Source organism: uncultured Salinicola sp., assembly GCF_937921195.1.
Lineage (GTDB): Bacteria > Pseudomonadota > Gammaproteobacteria > Pseudomonadales > Halomonadaceae > Salinicola.
Genome location: NZ_CALFQK010000202.1, coordinates 25927 through 44267, shown reverse-complemented (window position 1 = coordinate 44267; position 18341 = coordinate 25927). Strand labels below are relative to the sequence as shown.

Sequence of the window (18341 nt, the reverse complement as noted above, 5' to 3'; positions counted from 1 at the left end):
TTTACGGGTGGGGAGGCTTGGGCTCTCAACCCTAAGTCGTATCGACCAATGCGCTATATCGCGACTCGCCGATGTCGCGGCCGATCCATATCCGGGGAGACAGCGACCGCGCCAGGGAGATAAAAAAACGGCCCATCCCGAAGGATGAGCGCTGATTCGACAGGACTGCGATGGTGACGCGATGCCAGGGCCTGTTCACATTATCCCAAGCGGCCGCGACGTATCGTGTGAACAGGCCCTAGATATCCAGATTGGCCACCAGCGCGAAGCGCTCGATGAAATCGCGACGCGGTTCGACCTCGTCACCCATCAGGGTGTTGAACATCTGGTCGGCGGCGACGGCATCCTCGATGGAGACCCGCAGCATACGCCGTGAACCTGGATCCATGGTGGTTTCCCACAGCTGGTCCGGGTTCATCTCCCCCAGCCCCTTGTAGCGCTGGATGCTGAGCCCGCGTTGCGCTTCCAGCATAAGCCACTCCAGCGCGTCGTAGAAGTTGTCGATCGGCTTCTGGCGCTCGCCGCGGGCGATATAGGCGCCCTCTTCGATCAGGCCGTCCAGGGTCTCGCCCAGGTTGGCCAGCGCGCGATAGTCGGCGCTGCGGAAGAAGTCGATACCCCACACGTAATCGGTGGTGACACCGTGGGCGGTGAGCGACACGCTCGGCATCCACAGGCCGCGCTCGGTGTCTTCCTGCAGCTGGAAGGTATAGCGCGGACCGCCCTCATGGGCGATCAGCGAGTCCATCGCCACCTGGAGCTCATCGATCCAGTTCTGCATGGTGGCGCGGTCGTCGAGATTGGTTTCGTCGAGCTTGGCCGCGTGGACCATCTTGCGCAGCACGGCGTTGGGATAGACCCGCGACAGCCGGTCGATGCGCTTCATCACGTCACGATACTGATTGACCAGCGCTTCCAGGTTCTCGCCCGCGATTCCCGGCGAGTCCGCGTTGACGTAGAGCCGCCCGCCATCCAGCGCCGTGGTGGTGAGGTAGTCGGTCATCGCCTGCTCGTCCTTCAGGTACATCTCCTGCTTGCCGCGCTTGATCTTGTAGAGCGGCGGCTGGGCGATGAAGACGTGGCCGCGCTCGATCAGCTCCGGCATCTGGCGGAAGAAGAAGGTCAGCAGCAACGTGCGGATATGCGAGCCGTCGACGTCGGCATCGGTCATGATGATGATCGAGTGGTAACGCAGCTTGTCCGGGTTGAACTCCTCGCGCCCGATGCCGCAGCCCAGTGCGGTGATCAGGGTGCCCACCTCGGCGGAAGAGAGCATCTTGTCGAAGCGCGCCTTCTCGACGTTGAGAATCTTGCCCTTCAGCGGCAGGATCGCCTGGGTGCGGCGATCGCGACCCTGCTTGGCGCTGCCGCCGGCGGAGTCGCCCTCCACCAGGTAGAGTTCGGAGAGGCCGGGGTCCTTCTCCTGGCAGTCGGCCAGCTTGCCGGGGAGCCCTGCGATATCCAGCGCGCCCTTGCGCCGCGTCATGTCGCGGGCCTTGCGGGCGGCTTCGCGGGCACGGGCGGCATCGATCATCTTGCTGACGATCGCCTTGGCCTCGTTGGGATGCTCGATCAGGTAGTCGGAGAACTGACGGCTCAGTTCCTGATCCACCGCTGTCTTCACCTCGGAAGAGACCAGCTTGTCCTTGGTCTGCGACGAGAACTTGGGATCCGGCACCTTGACCGAGATGATCGCGGTGAGACCTTCGCGGGCATCGTCGCCGGCGGTCGCCACCTTGGCCTTCTTCTGGATATCTTCCGCCTCGATGTAACTATTGAGGGTGCGCGTCAGCGCCGCGCGGAAGCCTGCCATGTGGGTGCCGCCGTCACGCTGCGGGATATTGTTGGTGTAGCAGAACACGTTCTCGGTGAAGGTGTCGTTCCACTGCATCGCCACTTCCACGGCGATACCGTCTTCGCGCTGGATCTCGAAGTGAAAGACCGGGTTGATCGTGGTGCGATTGGTGTTGAGGTGATCGACGAACGCCTTGAGGCCACCTTCATAGTGGAACAGCTCCTCGCGACCGTCGCGCTCGTCGACCAGCCGGATGGCGACGCCGGAGTTCAGGAACGACAGCTCGCGCAGGCGCTTGGCGAGAATGTCGTAATGGAACTCGATATTGGCGAAGGTGTCGCTGGACGGCTTGAAGCTGATCTGGGTACCGGACTTCTCGGTATCGCCGACCACGGTCAGCGGCGCCTGCGGCACGCCGTGGTGATAGATCTGTTCGTGAACCTGGTTGTTGCGCCAGATGGTCAGCTTGAGCTGTTCCGAAAGCGCATTGACCACCGAGACCCCGACGCCGTGCAGACCGCCGGACACCTTGTAGGAGTTGTCGTCGAACTTCCCGCCGGCGTGGAGCACGGTCATGATGACCTCGGCCGCGGAGACGCCCTCGGCGTGGATGTCGGTGGGAATGCCGCGGCCGTCGTCGGAGACGGTCACCGACTCGTCCGGATGGATGACGATGCGGATCTCGCTGCAATGACCGGCCAGCGCTTCGTCGATGGAGTTGTCGACGATCTCGAACACCATGTGGTGCAGCCCGGTGCCGTCATCGGTATCGCCGATGTACATGCCGGGACGCTTGCGCACCGCGTCCAATCCCTTGAGGACCTTGATGCTCGATGAATCGTAGGCCTGTTCGCTCATTGCTCACTCCATGGTGAAATCATTCCGAATGCAGCCGCCCGCCGGCCAGTTTCGATGCCACGACATCCGTTTGTGGCTGCCAGACGTCGGCCAGCGCCTCGCGATCGACGCTGGTGATGAAGACCTGACAGTTGAGCCGCTCCAACCACTGGCAGAAGATCCGCCGATGATCGCCGTCGAGCTCCGCCGGCAGGTCGTCGATCAGGTAAAGGCAGGTGCCTCCCGTCAACTGCTCGAGCAGGCGCCCCTGGGCCAGTTTCAGCGCGCTGACCACCAGCTTCTGCTGGCCGCGCGACAGCACCTCCACCGCAGGGTGGCGGCCGACGCGGATGCGCAGGTCGGCACGCTGTGGTCCCTGCTGGGTGAAGCCCATCTGGCGATCGGTATCGCGCCCGGCCTCGAACACCTCTAGCAGGGCGCGCTGCCGATCCCAGCCCCGCGAGTAGCGCAGCGTCAGATCCGGCAGTGGCAGCAGTGCCGCCAGGGTCTCTTCGAACACCGGCACGAAGCGCGTCATGTAGCTCGCGCGCAGCCCGTCCAGACGCTCGCTCCAGTGGGCGAGTTCACGCTCCCAGACATGTATCGACTGGACGTCGATTCTATCATGTCTGAGCAGGGCATTCCGATGTTTCAAGGCCCTTCTGACACGCTTCCAGCTGTCCAGGAACTCCCGCTCTGCATGGAACACGCCCCAGTCGAGGAACTCGCGCCGGGCGGCCGGCGAGCCTTCGAGAAGACGGAAGGCATCGGGGTTGATCAACTGCAGCGGCAGCGCCTCGGCCAACTGGGTGATCCGCGCGGCGCGTTCGCCATTGACCCGCAGCTCGAGTTCGGCGCTATCGCGGCGGCGGCGTACCCCGACCGGCAGTGGCGGATCGCCGGCCACCCGCCCGAACAGCGTCACCTCGTCGGCATCGTGGTCGATCAGCGACTTGAGCTTCTGGGTCCGGAACGAACGCGCCATGCCGAGCACGTGGATGCCCTCCAGCAGCGACGTCTTGCCGCTGCCGTTGGGCCCGGTGATCAGATTGATGTGCGGCCCGGGCGTCATCTCGAGGAGATCCAGATTGCGCAGGCCGTGGAAACTCAACCGATCGAGCGGCATGGCACGTGACAACTCATGGCAAGAGACGAGAGGAAACGCCCGGACCGCGGGCAGCGTGGAAAGAAGCACCCGAACATTTAACCGCCGAGATGGAAGAAGTTGGCGAGCGACGATCAGGCGCGGCAAAAATCGGCGAACCAGCGGAGCTTATGTGGGTATAAGTGAGCAAGGTTCGCCGGTTTTTAACAAAGCATGATCGAGCGCAGCCACTTCCTGCACTCAGAGGCGCATCGGCATGACGACGTAGCGCGCATCCCCACCGCCCGGCTCTTCCATCAGCGCCGAACTGTTGGCGTCGGAGAGCGTCATCTGCATGCGGTCGGCATCCAGCACGTTGAGCACGTCGATCAGATAGCCGACGTTGAAGCCGATCTCCAGCGCGTCGCCCGAGTACTCGATGCTGACGTTCTCCTCGGCCTCTTCCTGCTCGGGATTGTTGGCCATCACCTTGAGGTTGTTCTCCTCGAGGTGCAGGCGCACGCCGCGGTACTTCTCGTTGGAGAGGATCGCCGTACGTGCCAGGTTCTGGCGCAGCTCGCCGCGCTCGGCGATGAAGACCTTGTCGCCGCCCTTGGGGATGACCCGGTCGTAGTCGGGGAACTTGCCGTCGACCAGCTTGGAAGTGAAGGTGAACTCGCCGGTGTTGGCGCGGATGTGGTTGGAACCCAGCATCAGTTCGACCGGCTCGTCGCTGCCGTCGAGCAGACGCGTCAGCTCCAGTACGCCCTTGCGCGGCACGATCAGCTTGCGCGACGCCTCCATCTCGATGTCGGCGCTGCGCTCGCAGACCGCCAGGCGGTGGCCGTCGGTGGCGACCGTGCGCACCAGGTGGTTGGCCAGCTCCAGCAGCATGCCGTTGAGGTAGTAGCGCACGTCCTGCTGGGCCATGGCGAACGAGGTCGCATCGATCAGATACTTCAGCGTGCCGCGCGGCAGCGACAGCGTGGTGTCGTTCTGACCGTCTTCGATATTGGGGAATTCGGCCACCGGCAGCGTGGAGAGCGTAAAGCGCGAACGCCCGGCGCGCAGCACGACGCGGCCGTCCTCCAGCGAGAAGCTGATGTCGGACTGGTCCGGCAGCGACTTGCAGATATCCATCAGCTTGCGCGCGGGCACCGTGACGGAGCCTGGCTCGTCCACCAGCGCCGGCGTGGCACGGCCGATCAATTCCACCTCGAGATCGGTACCGGTCAGTGCCAGTTGTTCGTTCTGGACTTCGATCAGCACATTGGAGAGCACCGGCAGCGTCTGGCGGCGCTCGACCACCCCGGCCACCAGCGTCAGCGGGCGCAGCAGGGCTTCGCGAGAGATGGAAAATTTCATTGGGGCTCCGTTGTTGGTTCAATAAGCCTGAAGTTGAATCCGGTAACCGGTGGATCGCTTTGAGTCATGGGACGGACGAGGAAAACCGTCGGGCCGCGCCGTCCCATTCTTGCCGTGCCGGGCGTCGCTAGCAATCCCCGCGGCCAGGGAATTCGCCCCACGTCGACTCAACTGGTCAGCAATCGCATCAGATTCTTGTAGTCCTCGCGGATATCCGCGCTCTCTTCCTTGAGCGCCACGACCTTGCGACAGGCGTGCAGCACCGTCGTGTGGTCGCGGCCGCCGAAGGCGTCGCCGATCTCGGGCAAGCTGTGGTTGGTCAGCTCCTTGGCCAGCGCCATCGCCACCTGGCGCGGCCGCGCCACCGAACGTGAGCGGCGTTTGGAGAGCAGGTCGGCCAGCTTGATCTTGTAGTACTCCGCCACCGTACGCTGGATGTTCTCGATCCCGACCTGCTTGTCCTGCAGCGCCAGCAGATCCTTGAGCGACTCGCGGATGAAATCCTGGGTGATCGGCTTGCCCATGAAGTGGGAGTCGGCGATCACCTTCTTGAGCGCCCCTTCCAGCTCGCGCACGTTGGAGCGGATCTTCTGGGCGATAAAGAACGCCGCATCGTGGGGCAGATCGACCTCGGCCTGATCCGCCTTCTTCATCAGTATCGCCACTCGGGTTTCGAGTTCCGGCGGCTCGATCGCCACCGTCAGCCCCCAGCCGAAGCGCGACTTCAGCCGCTCCTCGACGCCGCTGATCTCCTTGGGATAGCGATCCGAGGTCAGGATCATCTGCTGCCCGCCTTCCAGCAAGGCGTTGAACGTGTGGAAGAACTCCTCCTGGGAGCGCTCCTTGCCGGCAAAGAACTGGATATCGTCGATCAGCAGCGCATCGACGCTACGATAGAAACGCTTGAAATCATTGATCGCGTTGAGCTGCAGCGCCTTGACCATGTCGGCGACGAAGCGCTCCGAGTGGAGATAGACCACCTTGGCGTTGTCCCTGAGACCCGCGAGATGGTTGCCCACGGCATGCATCAGGTGGGTCTTGCCCAGCCCCACGCCTCCGTAGAGGAACAGTGGATTGTAGGCCCCGCCGGGGTTCTCGGAGACCTGACGCGAGGCGGCCCGCGCCAGCTGGTTCGACTTGCCCTCGACGAAGGTTTCGAAGGTGAAGTTGGGATTGAGTCCGCTGCCGTGCTTGAGACTCCCCTCGACCTGCACCTGGCGCTCGTTGCTGCGTCGCCCGCCCTCCTCGCGCTCACGCGTTCGATCGAGCTGCTTCTCCTCGGCCGCCTCGTTCGAGCGCGGGCTCGTCTGTACCCCCGGCGCCGTGGATCGCTGAGGCTGGCGACTCGGGGCGGAAACCGGCGCCCCCAGGTCTCGCGGCGACACCGCTGCGGCCCGCCGGCTCCCCACCGTCAGGTGGACCTTGGGAGGCTTGCTGCTGGAGGCAACTTCGCGCAACAGTTCGTTGATCCGCTTCAGGTACTTGTCGCTGACCCAATCACGGACGAAGCGATTGGGGGCCAGCAGACAGAGTTCGTCCACTTCGCCGTCCTCCGCCTGCAGAGGACGAATCCAGGTGTTGAATTGCTGAGAGCTCAACTCATCCTGCAGCGAGTTCAGACATTGTTGCCAGAGAGCGACAGACACACGACCTCACCGAACGTTGAGAGAAAGAGAATGGAAAAAACGGCCGCACATTGTAGCGTCGGCCTGTCAGGTTATCCACACGAAGTCGACTTTCCAACGATTGTGGATAAGTTGCCTCGCACGGCAGCCAATGCTGTGGATGGCCAGGGTAATTGACGTGGAAAAAGGGGTAGGAACGAGCTCGCCGCCCGGCTGGCGATCCTCACCCTATGCACGGGTCGTGCGCAACTTCCCCACAACCTGAAAATCATATCAACTCAATGAAATATAATGGTTTAATAGGGTTATCCACAAAGGTTATCCCCACCGTTAACCACATGGTGTGATTGACACTCTCGAGGAACTTCGATCTCACTCCCGGATCCGGTGGCCGGCATCGCCACGGAAATCGTCGATGCCCGCCCACGTCACCGCGCTCCAGCCAGAGGCGCGACGGTCGGGGATTCACTCACAACGGGGTGTGGATAATTCACGGAAAAATTGCACCCGAACCGCGGATTCACTAGAATTCCCGCTCTTGAGTCGAGTGAGCCCGCTTCCCGCAAACGCGTCGGGCATCCCGCTTCAACCAGTTTTCTTTAGAAATCAACTAATTGGGAATCAGTAGCTATGAAACGCACCTTCCAGCCCAGCGTTCTGAAGCGTAAGCGCGTCCACGGTTTTCGCGCCCGCATGGCCACCAAGAACGGCCGCCAGGTCATTGCCCGTCGCCGTGCCAAAGGCCGCAAACGCCTGAGCGCCTGATCGGACGCCGGGTGTCCGATCAGCGTTTTCCCCGGCAACTGCGGTTGCTGAATGCCGGGGACTACAAGCACGTCTTCGACCACGCTCCCTACAAGGTCCATGGTAAAGGATTGCTGGCGTTGGCCCGACCCAACGCGTTGGGCCATCCACGGATCGGGTTGATCTTCAGCAAGAAGAACGTGCGCCGTGCCGTCGACCGCAATCGTCTCAAGCGCCTCGTGCGCGAGTCCATTCGCCATCAACAGCATCGTTTACCGGCAGTGGATATCGTCATACTCGCGCGACGAGGGGTACATGAGCTGGACAACGCCAGCGTCGCCCGCCAGCTCGATGGCATGTGGCGACGTCTGGAGAAGTCCGCTCGCCAGATGCGTCAAGACGTTTCGTCTTCCTGATCGGACATCCCCGCGCCAAAGGCCGGGGAGCACCGGCGTACTTCGCCGGTCGATCGCCGATGCCCGGCGCCCACCGACCCATTCCCTTACCGGGCAGACCCCTATATGGATTTGAAACGACTCCTTTTCGTGATTCCGTTGGCCGTGCTGGCCTACCTGCTGATCATGCAGTGGAATCAGGACTACGGTCAGCATGTCGTGAACAACCCGGCGCCGGAGATGGCCGCTTCATCGGGTAACGGCGATGACGGCGAGGGCAGCGCCCTGTCCGCGCCGACGGACAGCAGCGGCAATGCCAAGCCGATTCAGGACGACATGCCTGCCGGCGCCGATCCGGCCAAAGGCAGCAACCTGATCCAGGTTCAGAGCGACGTGCTGGACCTGCGCATCAATCCCAACGGCGGCGATATCGTCTACGCTGCGCTGTTCGGTCATGACCAGGCGCTCGACTCCGACACGCCCTTCGTTCTGCTCAGCGACAACAACGTGCGCAGCTACGTGGCCAAGTCGGGGCTGCAGATCGAGGGCCACTCCGGCCGGATCCCGTTCACCGCCGACCAGAACAGCTACCAGCTCAGCGAAGGTGAAGACTCGATCAATGTCGACCTGCATGGCAGCGTCAACGGCGTCGATATCGTCAAGCGCTTCGTCATCAAGCGTGACGACTACGCGGTCAAGGTCGAATACCTGATCGACAACGAGAGCCAGCAACCGGTCACCGCCCGCTTCATCGGCCAGTTGGCCCGCGATCAGAGTCCCGACCCAACCAGCGGCCAGGGCGTCGGCATGCACTCGTTCCTGGGCGCCGCGTTCTCCTCGCCGGACGAGAAGTACAGCAAGGTCGACTTCGAGGATATCCGCAAGGGCAACTTCCAGAACCGCGACGTGAAAGGTGGCTGGGTCGCGATGATCCAGCACTACTTCACCTCCGCCTGGGTGCCGAATCCCGACCAGCAGAACCTCTACTACGGCAACGTCGACAATCGCGACCGCACCGTCGCCGCCTTTGCCGGACCCAACCGGACCATCGAACCCGGCCAGCAGGCGACGCTCGCCGCCACCCTGTTCGTGGGCCCGAAGGTCCAGGACCGTCTCGAGGCGGTGGCACCGAACCTGGAGCTGACCGTCGACTTCGGCTGGCTATGGTTCCTGGCCAACCCGCTGTTCTGGCTGCTGGAGAAGATCCATGGCCTGATCGGCAACTGGGGCTGGTCCATCGTCCTGCTGACCGTCTGCGTCAAGATCGTGCTGTTCCCGCTCGCCGCCAAGGCCTACAAGTCGATGGCGCGGATGCGCAAGATGGGCCCGGAGATGAAACGGCTCAAGGAGCAGTACGGCGACGATCGCCAGCGCATGTCGCAGGAGATGATGAAGTTCTACCAGAAGGAGAAGATCAATCCTCTGGGAGGCTGCCTGCCGATGGTCATTCAGATGCCGGTGTTCATCGCGCTCTACTGGATGCTGATGGAGTCGGTCGAACTGCGCCACGCGCCGTTCATGCTGTGGATCAACGATCTCTCGGCCAAGGACCCGTACTTCATCCTGCCGATCATCATGGGCGGCACCATGCTGTTGCAGCAGTTCCTGAATCCGACCCCGCCGGACCCGATGCAGGCGAAGATCATGAAGATGCTGCCGGTCGTCTTCACCTTCTTCTTCCTGTGGTTCCCGGCCGGCCTGGTGATCTACTGGATCGTGAACAACTCGATTTCGATCCTGCAGCAGTGGTTCATCACCAACAAGGTGCTCAAGGAGGATGCCGGCAACGGCAAGGCCGTGAAAGCCAAGGGCTGACACGGATCTCCCCCGCACCTCCAGACCCCCGCCCCGGCGGGGGTCTGGCGTTTCAGGATCTGGCTTTTCAGCGCTGGCATTCCACGGAGCGCCCCCGGACAATGCCTGCCAAGTCGGCCACGACATCGATTCTCGGAGAAGCTCATGAACGCGCCGCCCCCCTCCACCAACGCGCCGCTCTACCGCCAGGACACCATCGCGGCCCTGGCCACGCCGCCCGGGCGCGGCGGCGTCGGCATCGTCCGCGTTTCGGGGCCGTCGGCAAAGGCCCTGGCGGAGCGCATTCTCGGGCATCATCCGACGCCGCGTTACGCTCATTACGGGCCGTTCCACGGCGATGGTAGCGTCATCGACGAAGGCATCGCCCTCTACTTCCCCGGCCCCCACTCCTTCACCGGCGAGGACGTGCTGGAGCTTCAGGGCCACGGCGGTCCGGTACTGATGGACATGCTGCTGGAGCGCTGCGTGCAACTGGGCGCACGGCTGGCCCGGCCGGGCGAATTCTCGGAGCGCGCCTTCCTCAACGACAAGCTCGACCTGGCCCAGGCCGAGGCGATCGCCGACCTGATCGACGCCAGCTCACGGGCCGCGGCGGAAAATGCGCTGCGTTCGCTACAGGGCGAATTCTCGCAGCGCGTCTCGCAGCTGGTCAGCGAGTTGATCCAGCTGCGTCTCTACGTCGAAGCCGCCATCGACTTCCCCGAGGAGGAGATCGACTTCCTCGCCGACGGCGTGGTCGCCGCCAGGCTGGCAACGCTGCGCCAGACGCTGGAAACCGTCCGTGCCGCCGCCAATCAGGGTTCGCTGATGCGCGAGGGCATGAACGTGGTGATCGCCGGGCGACCCAACGCCGGCAAGTCGAGCCTGCTCAACCGGCTCACCGAGCGCGACAGCGCCATCGTCACCGAGATCGAGGGAACCACCCGCGATGTGCTGCGCGAGCATATCCATCTCGACGGCATGCCACTGCACGTGATCGATACCGCCGGCCTGCGCGACACGCCGGATGCCGTGGAAAGGATCGGCGTCCAGCGCGCCTGGGCGGAGATCGAGAAGGCGGATCGGGTGCTGCTGCTGGTCGACGGACGCGAGACGGCGTCGCTCGACCCCGTGAAGATCTGGCCGGAATTCGTCGAGCGCCTGCCCGACCCCGGCCGATTGACCCTGGTGCGCAACAAGATCGATCAGAGCGGCGAAGGCAGCGACGTCGACTTGTCCACAACGCCTCCGGTGATCCGAATCTCGGCGGAGACCGGTGCAGGTGTGGATAACCTGAAAGCGCATCTCAAGGCGGTGATGGGCTTCGACGCCACCACCGAAGGCCGCTTCTCCGCCCGCCGACGCCATCTCGACGCTCTCGAACGGGCGGCCCAGGCACTGGCCAACGGCACTGCCCAGCTCGAGGGCGCCGCCGCCGGCGAACTGCTGGCCGAGGATCTGCGCGACGCCCAGCAGTCGCTCAACGAGATCACCGGCGAGTTCACCGCCGACGACCTGCTCGGCGAAATCTTCGGCAGCTTCTGCATCGGCAAGTAAAACGGCAAGTGAGCCGAATGGAGGCCATATATGGCTCATTTTTTGAGCCGAATAGGCTTACCGGGATTTTCGCCAGCGGCCGGGCCAGATGTCTCAGGCCAGGCGCCTGGGTCGGCACCCCTCGCTCGCCTGCTCGCCCACCATTTCACCTACCCGCGCCACCGCCCGGGCGATCGCGACGTCGAACACGGCGTGGTTGAGACGCAAGCAGTGACGGTACTTGCCGGTGGCGGAGAACATCACACCGGGGGCGATACGAATCTCCTCCGCCATCAGCCGCTCGTTGAGCGCGACGGTGTCGATATCCCCCTCGCACTGCAGCCATAGCATGAAGCCCCCGGCCGGGTAGCTGACCCGGGTCGAGGCCGGAAAGGCGTCGGCGATCACGTCCAGCATCAGGTTGCGATTGCGCTGATACTGGGCCCGCATCCGGCGCAGGTGCGGATCGTGGTGCCCCTCGCGGATGAACTCCGCCACCGCCATCTGCCCGTGGGTGGCGGTGGCGCCGGTACCGACGTACTTCATGTGCAGCGCCCGCTCGTGATAGCGGCCAGGCACGATCCAACCGATGCGCAGCCCCGGGGCCAGGGTCTTGGAAAACGAACTGCACAACAGCACCCGACCATCCTCGTCGAACGACTTGATCGTCGCCGGCCGTGGAAAGGCGTAGCTGAGATCGCCGTAGACGTCGTCTTCGATGATCGCCACATCGAAGCGCTGCGCCAGGGCGTAGAGCGCTCGCTTGCGTTCGAGCGACAGCGTATAGCCCAGCGGATTGTTGCAGGTCGGCGTCACCTGGATGGCCCGGATCGGCCACTGCTCCAGGGCCAGCTCCAGCGCCTCCAGGCTGATCCCGGTGTCGGGATCGGTGGGGATCTCCATCGCCTTCATGCCGTAGGCGCGAATCGACTGCAGCGCACCATAGAAGCTCGGCGAATCCACCGCGATGATGCCGCCGGGCTCGCACACCGCGCGCATGGCGATCGAGATCGCCTCGTGACAGCCGGTGGTGACCACGATGTCGTCGGGGTGCAGCCGGCAGCCGTGACCGGTCGCGAGTCGCGCGATCTGCTCGCGCAGTTCGGGACGGCCATGCAGCGTATCGTAGTTGAGCCCGATCAGATCCTGACGCCGGCTGACGCGGGACAGCGCCCGCAGCAGCGGCTTGAGCGTCGGCGCATCGATGTCCGGCATCCCGCGGCCCAGATTGTGCATGCTGGCATCCGGCAGCACGCAGGTGCCCTCACGGACCTGCTCCCACTGGGAGACTTCCACTGGCCGCTGCGCCGTTCGACCGGCCGGTGGCGGCAGCGGCCGCTCCCGCTGCGGCGAGACGAAGTAGCCCGACTTGGGTCGCGCCTCGATCAGTTGGGCATCTTCCAACTGGTGGTAAGCGTGCTGCACGGTGGATAGGCTGACGCCATGCGAAGCCGCCAGCGCCCGGACCGAAGGCAACCGATCGGCGGGTCGGTAATAGCCCGTCTGGATACGCTCGCGCAGATGATCGGCCAGTCGTTCGTAGCGGTGCATGGAACCTCCGGGGGCTTTTTCCTCATTGTGTATGCTCATGACCGTCGCTTCACGATACAGATGACGGCGAAGTCGGGCATACAGATGACCTTATCGGGTTTCTGTATCTTTGGTATCGTATTTTTCTGGATCTGTATGGCATGGCCTCCCCCACCGTAACCTGAACCCATCGTTCAGCGACCGGGAGTCGTCCCATGCGCCTTGCCCTTCTCTCCTCACTCTCCCTGACCTTCAGCCGCTGGAAGCCGACACGGTCCTCCTCAAGCGTCTGTCCAGACACGGCACCGTCCGTCGAACGTCGCAGCTATCGCCTGGGCCCTTGGCAGCGCTGGCGAACGCGTCAGCAGCTGGCACAACTGGATGCACGACAGCTGGCGGATATCGGATTGACGCGAGCCCAGGTCGATAGGGAGGTCCGTCAAGCCTTCTGGCGCTGAGTCCTGCAAGCGCTCGTATGAATAACGCGCCTTCCCGCCCTCGATCGGCACGTCCGGCCACCAGCGAGCGCTATACTGGCCGCACTGCGAACGTTCAGGACGAGGCGAGACGATGTCGGAAGTGGTCAACGACGACGAGGGGATACGGCACGGCGAATACAAGGTGCCGGGCGGGAAACTGCTGGTGGCGGATGTCACGGTCCGCGACGGGCGACTGGCGTCGGTGCAGCTGTCCGGGGATTTCTTCCTCGAGCCCGACACCGCGCTAGAAGCGATCGACCGCGCTCTCGAGGGCGCCCCGGTCGATGCCGCTGCCGACACCCTGATCGCCACGATCCAATCCGCGCTGCCACCGCAGACCGAGATGGTCGGGCTCTCCGTGCCGGCCATCGCCACCGTGATACGACGCGCGCTCTTGCGGACCTCGGACTGGCAGGATCACCAATTCGGCCTGATTCACCGCGCGCCGGAATCGCCGCTGCTGCACATGGCGCTGGACGAGGTGCTGGCCAGTGAGGTGGCCGAGGGCCGCCGCGGCCCGACACTGCGCGTCTGGGAGTGGGACCGCGCCGCCATCATCATCGGCGTGTTCCAGTCGCTGGCCAACGAAGTCGACAGCGATGCGGCTGCCGCTGAAGGTATCGAGGTGGTCAGGCGCATCAGCGGCGGCGGCGCCATGTTCGTCGAGCCGGGCAATACCATCACCTGGTCGCTGATCGTACCGGAAACCCTCGTCCAGGGGCTCACCTTCGTCGAAAGCTACGCCTTTCTCGACGACTGGGTGATCCAGGCGCTGGGCGACATGGGCATCAAGGCCTGGTACGTGCCGATCAACGACATCACCTCCCCGGGCGGCAAGATCGCCGGCGCCGCCCAGAAACGGATCAATGGCGCCGTTCTGCATCACGTCACCATGGCCTACGACATCGATGCCGACAAACTGACCCGCGTGCTGCGGATCGGGCGCGAGAAACTCTCCGACAAGGGCACCGCCAGTGCCGGCAAGCGGGTCGATCCGCTCAGGCGCCAGACCGGTCTCGAGCGCGAGACGATCATCCAGCGCATGATCGACTCGTTCGCCGCGCGCTTTACCCTGGTGCCGGCGTCACTCACCCTGGACGAGCTGGAACGGGCAAATGCCCTGGCCAACGACAAATTCTCCAGCGCTACCTGGTTGCGACGCGTTCCCTGACGCAACAAGGCGGTTTCGCCCACGACTGCTAAGCTGAATCGGGTCAGCCGTTGTGCACCCTGGGAGTGCACAGCATCGAATAAGTTCGGTTATGGTTGTGGTCGTGATTCGATAATATCATCTTATAATAATGACGATTTTTGCAATCGTCCGCCCCTTCGGCACGCTTACTGCATGGATTGATTGGAGCGATGGCAAGGAGAAGGCTATGTGGTCGTTACTGCGACCCATTCGTGCGTTGCTGGGGAGCGTGGCGCTACTGCTGCTCGGCAACGGTCTGATCAATACCCTGTTGACACTGCGTGGCGCCGACGAAGGCTTCTCGACCAGCCTGATCGGCATCATCATGTCTGGCTACTTCATCGGCTTCATTGGCGGCACCTGGATCAGCGGCCGGCTGATCAAACGCATGGGTCACATCCGCACCTTCGCCTTCTGTGCCGGGCTCTGCGCCTCGGCTGCGCTGCTTCACCTGATATTCATCAACCCCTGGGTGTGGCTGGGCCTGCGGGTGATCTATGGGCTCTCCTTCATCACCCTGATGACGGTGATCGAAAGCTGGCTCAACAGCCAGGCTGCCAGCCACCAGCGGGGCCGGGTCTTCGCGATCTACATGGTGGTCAATCTGGGGGCGCTGGCCATCGCCCAGCAGATCCTGCGCCTGGATAGCCCGGACGGCTTTCTGCTGTTCGCGCTGACGTCGATCCTGATCAGTTGGGCGCTGTTGCCGATCACGATCACCAAGCGCAGCCAGCCCGTCATCCCCGCCCGCCCCAAGAGCAGCCTCAAGGCGCTGTTGGGATTCGCCCCGCTGGCCGTTGCCGCCTCGATGATGTCCGGCCTGGCGATGGGGGCTTTCTGGACGATGACACCGGTGTATGCGCGCAGTGTCGGCTTCGACGTCGCCGGGGTCGGCGTGGTGATGAGCTGCGCCATCGTCGGCGGCGCCCTGCTGCAGATACCGATCGGCCGCTTCTCCGATACCCATGATCGCCCCCGGGTCATGACCTGTGTGGTGATCCTGGCTGCGATCGCCGCTGCCGCCATGCCCTTCGCCCCCAACCAGATGGCGCTACTCGGGCTATATTTCATCTGGGGCGGACTGTCGTTCTCGATCTACCCGATCGCCGTGGCCCAGTTGATCGATCAGCTGCATCCCGACGAAATCGTCGCCGGTTCAGCTGATATGCTGGTGGTACAAGGTGCCGGCAGTGCCGTCGCGCCGATTCTGGCCGGAGTGATCATGCATAACGTCGGCAATCAGGGATTGCCGCTCTATATCGCCGCCGTCATGGCGATGCTCGCGGGCTACGCCATCTACCGCCGACGTCGTGTCTCGGTGCTGGTCAGCGGCGATACGGCCCATTTCGAACCCATGACACCCACCAGCAGCCAAGCCCTGGAGATGATGTACGACGACGTACAGAAGGATCTGTTCGCCGACCCCAGTTTCTACGAAGAGCACGAACGCCAGCGAATCGTCGAGATGGCCGGCAAGACTTGACCCGAATCCAGGGCCTGTCGCCGTTGCCTGCACGGCCGCGCCGAAACGGCAACAGCCCCTGGCCAACGTCACTCGACGAACGCGCGGACCGCTCGCGCAGGGAAAATCGTCCCGGTCCTCAGAGGCCGGACAGGAGGAAAACATGCTACTTGCAACCGATCTCGACGGCACCTTTCTGGGCGGCGACTCCGAAGCCCGCCTGAGCCTCTACCAGACCATCGCCGCGCACCCGGACATCGAGCTGGCCTACATCAGCGGCCGCAGCCTGGAAGCGATCCTGCCGCTGCTGTCCGACCCGACGCTGCCGCAGCCGGACTACATCGTCGCCGATGTCGGCGCCAGCCTCTATCTGGGTGACAGTCTGCAACCGATCCAGCCGCTGCAGAACGAGATCGACTCCCGCTGGCCCGGCGAATCCCGGATCGCCAGCGCGATGCAACGCTTTCCCGACGTGGTGCGCCAGGACGAACCACAGCTGCGGCGCTGCTCCTATTACTGCCCGCCAGAGCGGGCCACGGACGAGGCCCTGGTCGCCCTGGCCCGGGAACTGGACTGCGAGATGCTCTACTCGGCCGAGCGCTATCTCGATTTCCTGCCGAAAGGCGTCAACAAGGGCAGCAGCCTGCGCAAGCTGGTCGAATGGCTCGGGATCGACGAAGAGGAAGTGCTGGTGGCCGGCGATACCATGAACGATCTCGCCATGCTCACCGCCGGTTTCAAGTCCGTCTGCGTCGGCGGATCCGAACCCAAGCTGCTCGAACGGACCCAGAACCAGACGCGGGTGATGCACGCCGAGAACACCGGCTGCGCCGGCATCATCGAAGCGTTTGCCCACTTCGGCTTTCTCGGCGCCCACGGCGTGGCGGCGGAGAACCGCCGCGACGAAACCCAGACCGGCAAGGCCGAGCTGGTGATGGTCTACCACCGCCTGCCTTACGAGGAGTACCGGGTCGACGGCAAGATCCAGCGCCGCCGTCCGACCTCGCCCAACGGCATCATCCCGACGCTGTTGAGCTTCTTCGCCGACCAGCGCGGGTCGTGGATCGCGTGGTCGATCTACGAGGAGGAGGACGAGGAGAAGTTCGTCACCCACACCAGCGTCGATGCCAAGCAGTACCCGCTGCTGACGGCTGCCCGCGTCCCGCTGACCAAGGTCCAGGTCGACACCTTCTACAAGCGCTTCTCCAAGGAAGCCTTCTGGCCGACCTTGCACACCTTCTGGGAGCGTGCGCATTTCCGCGAGGACGATTGGGAAGTCTACTGCGAGGTCAACCGCGCCTTCGCCGAACGCACCGCCGAGGAGGCCGCCGAGGGCGCGCTGATCTGGATTCACGATTACAACCTGTGGATGGTGCCGGCCTATCTTCGCGAGATGCGTCCCGATCTGCGTATCGCCTTCTTCCATCACACCTATTTTCCTTCGGCGGACGTGTTCAACGTGCTGCCGTGGCGCCGCGAGATCATCGGCAGCCTGTTGCAGTGCGACTATGTCGCCTTTCACATTCCGCGCCAGGTCGAGAACTTCGTCGACGTCGCCCGCGGTGTCGTCCCGCTGACCACGCTGTCCCGCCAGGGCTGCGCGCCGCGCTTCCTGACCTACGGCTGCGCGGTGGGACTCGAGACCATGACCACGGCGGTCGATACCGGCTCGCGCGTGGTGCGGCTCGGCGCGCACCCGGTGGGGCTGGATCTCAACCGGATCAGGAACGCCCTCGACCAGGAGGGCGCCAGTTCGCGCATGGCCGAACTGCGGCAGGAGTTCGAGGGCGTCAAGCTGATCCTGTCGGTCGAACGGCTCGATTACACCAAGGGCATTCTCGAAAAGCTCCAGGCCTACGAACTCCTGCTCGACGAGAATCCCGAGCTGCGCGGCAAGGTCACCCTGGTCAGCATCTGCGTGCCCGCCGCACGCGAGATGACCATCTACAACGAGTTGCAGACCCAGATCGAGCAGACCATCGGTCATATCAACGGTCGCTTCGCCGACGTGGGCTGGACGCCGGTCCAGTTCTACTTCCGTGGATTCCCGTTCGAGGAGGTCGTCGCCTGGTACGCCATGGCCGACGTGATGTGGATAACGCCGCTGCGTGACGGCCTCAACCTGGTCGCCAAGGAGTTCGCCGCCACCCAGGGCATGACCCAGGGCTGCGGCGTGCTGGTGCTGTCGGAGTTCGCCGGTGCGGCGGCGGAGTTGAAGGGCGCGATCCTGACCAACCCGCACGACCTTCACGATCTGGCCCGGACCTGCTATCTGGCCCTGAACCTGCCTCGCGCGGAAGCGGAGGCACGCCTGCGCCAGTTGAACGACATCGTCAGCTACAACGACATCCGACGCTGGGGCGACGAATTCATCGCCGCCATCCAGGGCCAGGAACCCGAAGGCACCGAAAGCCCGGCCAATCCCACCACCGATCTGGTCTGACGGGCTAGGGAGGCTAGAGGTAGAGGCTACGGGCTACGGGCTACGGGCTACGGGCTACGA

13 protein-coding genes are annotated in these 18341 nt (G+C 63.7%); 8 read left to right on the top strand and 5 right to left on the bottom strand.

Annotated features, from left to right (window positions below; translation table 11 throughout):
- Nucleotides 1–238: 238 nt before the first annotated feature.
- From gyrB to dnaA, 4 genes are all read right to left on the bottom strand, one after another.
- Nucleotides 239–2653 carry a DNA topoisomerase (ATP-hydrolyzing) subunit B gene (gyrB, locus tag Q0602_RS23590; protein ID WP_295036034.1) on the bottom strand — a complete coding sequence of 805 codons (2415 nt, stop codon included), beginning with the start codon at nt 2651–2653 and terminating at the stop codon, nt 239–241.
- Between the two features lie 19 nt (nt 2654–2672).
- Nucleotides 2673–3758, bottom strand: a complete 1086-nt coding sequence (gene recF / locus Q0602_RS23585; protein ID WP_298848519.1) for a DNA replication/repair protein RecF — start codon at nt 3756–3758, stop codon at nt 2673–2675.
- 219 nt (nt 3759–3977) lie between these two features.
- A complete protein-coding gene (gene dnaN, locus Q0602_RS23580) occupies nt 3978–5081 on the bottom strand; it encodes a DNA polymerase III subunit beta (RefSeq protein ID WP_295036032.1) in 1104 nt (367 codons plus the stop codon).
- Between the two features lie 167 nt (nt 5082–5248).
- On the bottom strand, nt 5249–6727 hold the full coding sequence (gene dnaA / locus Q0602_RS23575) for a chromosomal replication initiator protein DnaA (RefSeq protein WP_298848517.1): 1479 nt from the start codon (nt 6725–6727) through the stop codon (nt 5249–5251).
- Nucleotides 6728–7336: 609 nt separating this feature from the next.
- Here dnaA and rpmH point away from each other — a divergent pair.
- From rpmH to mnmE, 4 genes are all read left to right on the top strand, one after another.
- Complete coding sequence (gene rpmH / locus Q0602_RS23570) at nt 7337–7471, top strand: 50S ribosomal protein L34 (RefSeq protein ID WP_019019264.1); 135 nt, start codon at nt 7337–7339, stop codon at nt 7469–7471.
- 11 nt (nt 7472–7482) lie between these two features.
- On the top strand, nt 7483–7866 hold the full coding sequence (gene rnpA / locus Q0602_RS23565) for a ribonuclease P protein component (RefSeq protein ID WP_298848515.1): 384 nt from the start codon (nt 7483–7485) through the stop codon (nt 7864–7866).
- 105 nt (nt 7867–7971) lie between these two features.
- Entirely contained in the window at nt 7972–9660 is a 1689-nt protein-coding gene (gene yidC / locus Q0602_RS23560; RefSeq protein ID WP_295036029.1) for a membrane protein insertase YidC, read from the top strand.
- A gap of 144 nt (nt 9661–9804) precedes the next feature.
- Entirely contained in the window at nt 9805–11196 is a 1392-nt protein-coding gene (mnmE, locus tag Q0602_RS23555) for a tRNA uridine-5-carboxymethylaminomethyl(34) synthesis GTPase MnmE (RefSeq protein ID WP_295036028.1), read from the top strand.
- Between the two features lie 93 nt (nt 11197–11289).
- On the opposite strand, the gene Q0602_RS23550 is transcribed toward mnmE, so the two are convergent.
- Nucleotides 11290–12765 (bottom strand): PLP-dependent aminotransferase family protein, encoded by a 1476-nt coding sequence (locus tag Q0602_RS23550; protein WP_298848513.1) that lies wholly within the window; start codon nt 12763–12765, stop codon nt 11290–11292.
- Nucleotides 12766–12920: 155 nt separating this feature from the next.
- On the opposite strand from Q0602_RS23550, the gene Q0602_RS23545 reads away from it, so the two are divergent.
- The 4 genes from Q0602_RS23545 to ggpS all read left to right on the top strand — a co-directional run bounded on the left by Q0602_RS23545 (nt 12921) and on the right by ggpS (nt 18281).
- Nucleotides 12921–13163, top strand: coding sequence for a DUF1127 domain-containing protein (locus tag Q0602_RS23545; protein ID WP_298848512.1), 243 nt, complete (start codon nt 12921–12923; stop codon nt 13161–13163).
- Nucleotides 13164–13275: 112 nt separating this feature from the next.
- Nucleotides 13276–14355: a biotin/lipoate A/B protein ligase family protein gene (locus Q0602_RS23540; protein ID WP_298848510.1), complete on the top strand. Its 1080-nt coding sequence runs from the start codon at nt 13276–13278 to the stop codon at nt 14353–14355.
- 208 nt (nt 14356–14563) lie between these two features.
- The gene (locus Q0602_RS23535) at nt 14564–15859 is read left to right on the top strand and encodes an MFS transporter (protein ID WP_298848508.1); all 1296 of its coding nucleotides are present in this window, start codon (nt 14564–14566) and stop codon (nt 15857–15859) included.
- 142 nt (nt 15860–16001) lie between these two features.
- Nucleotides 16002–18281, top strand: coding sequence for a glucosylglycerol-phosphate synthase (gene ggpS, locus Q0602_RS23530; RefSeq protein WP_298848506.1), 2280 nt, complete (start codon nt 16002–16004; stop codon nt 18279–18281).
- The last annotated feature ends 60 nt before the right edge of the window (nt 18282–18341 follow it).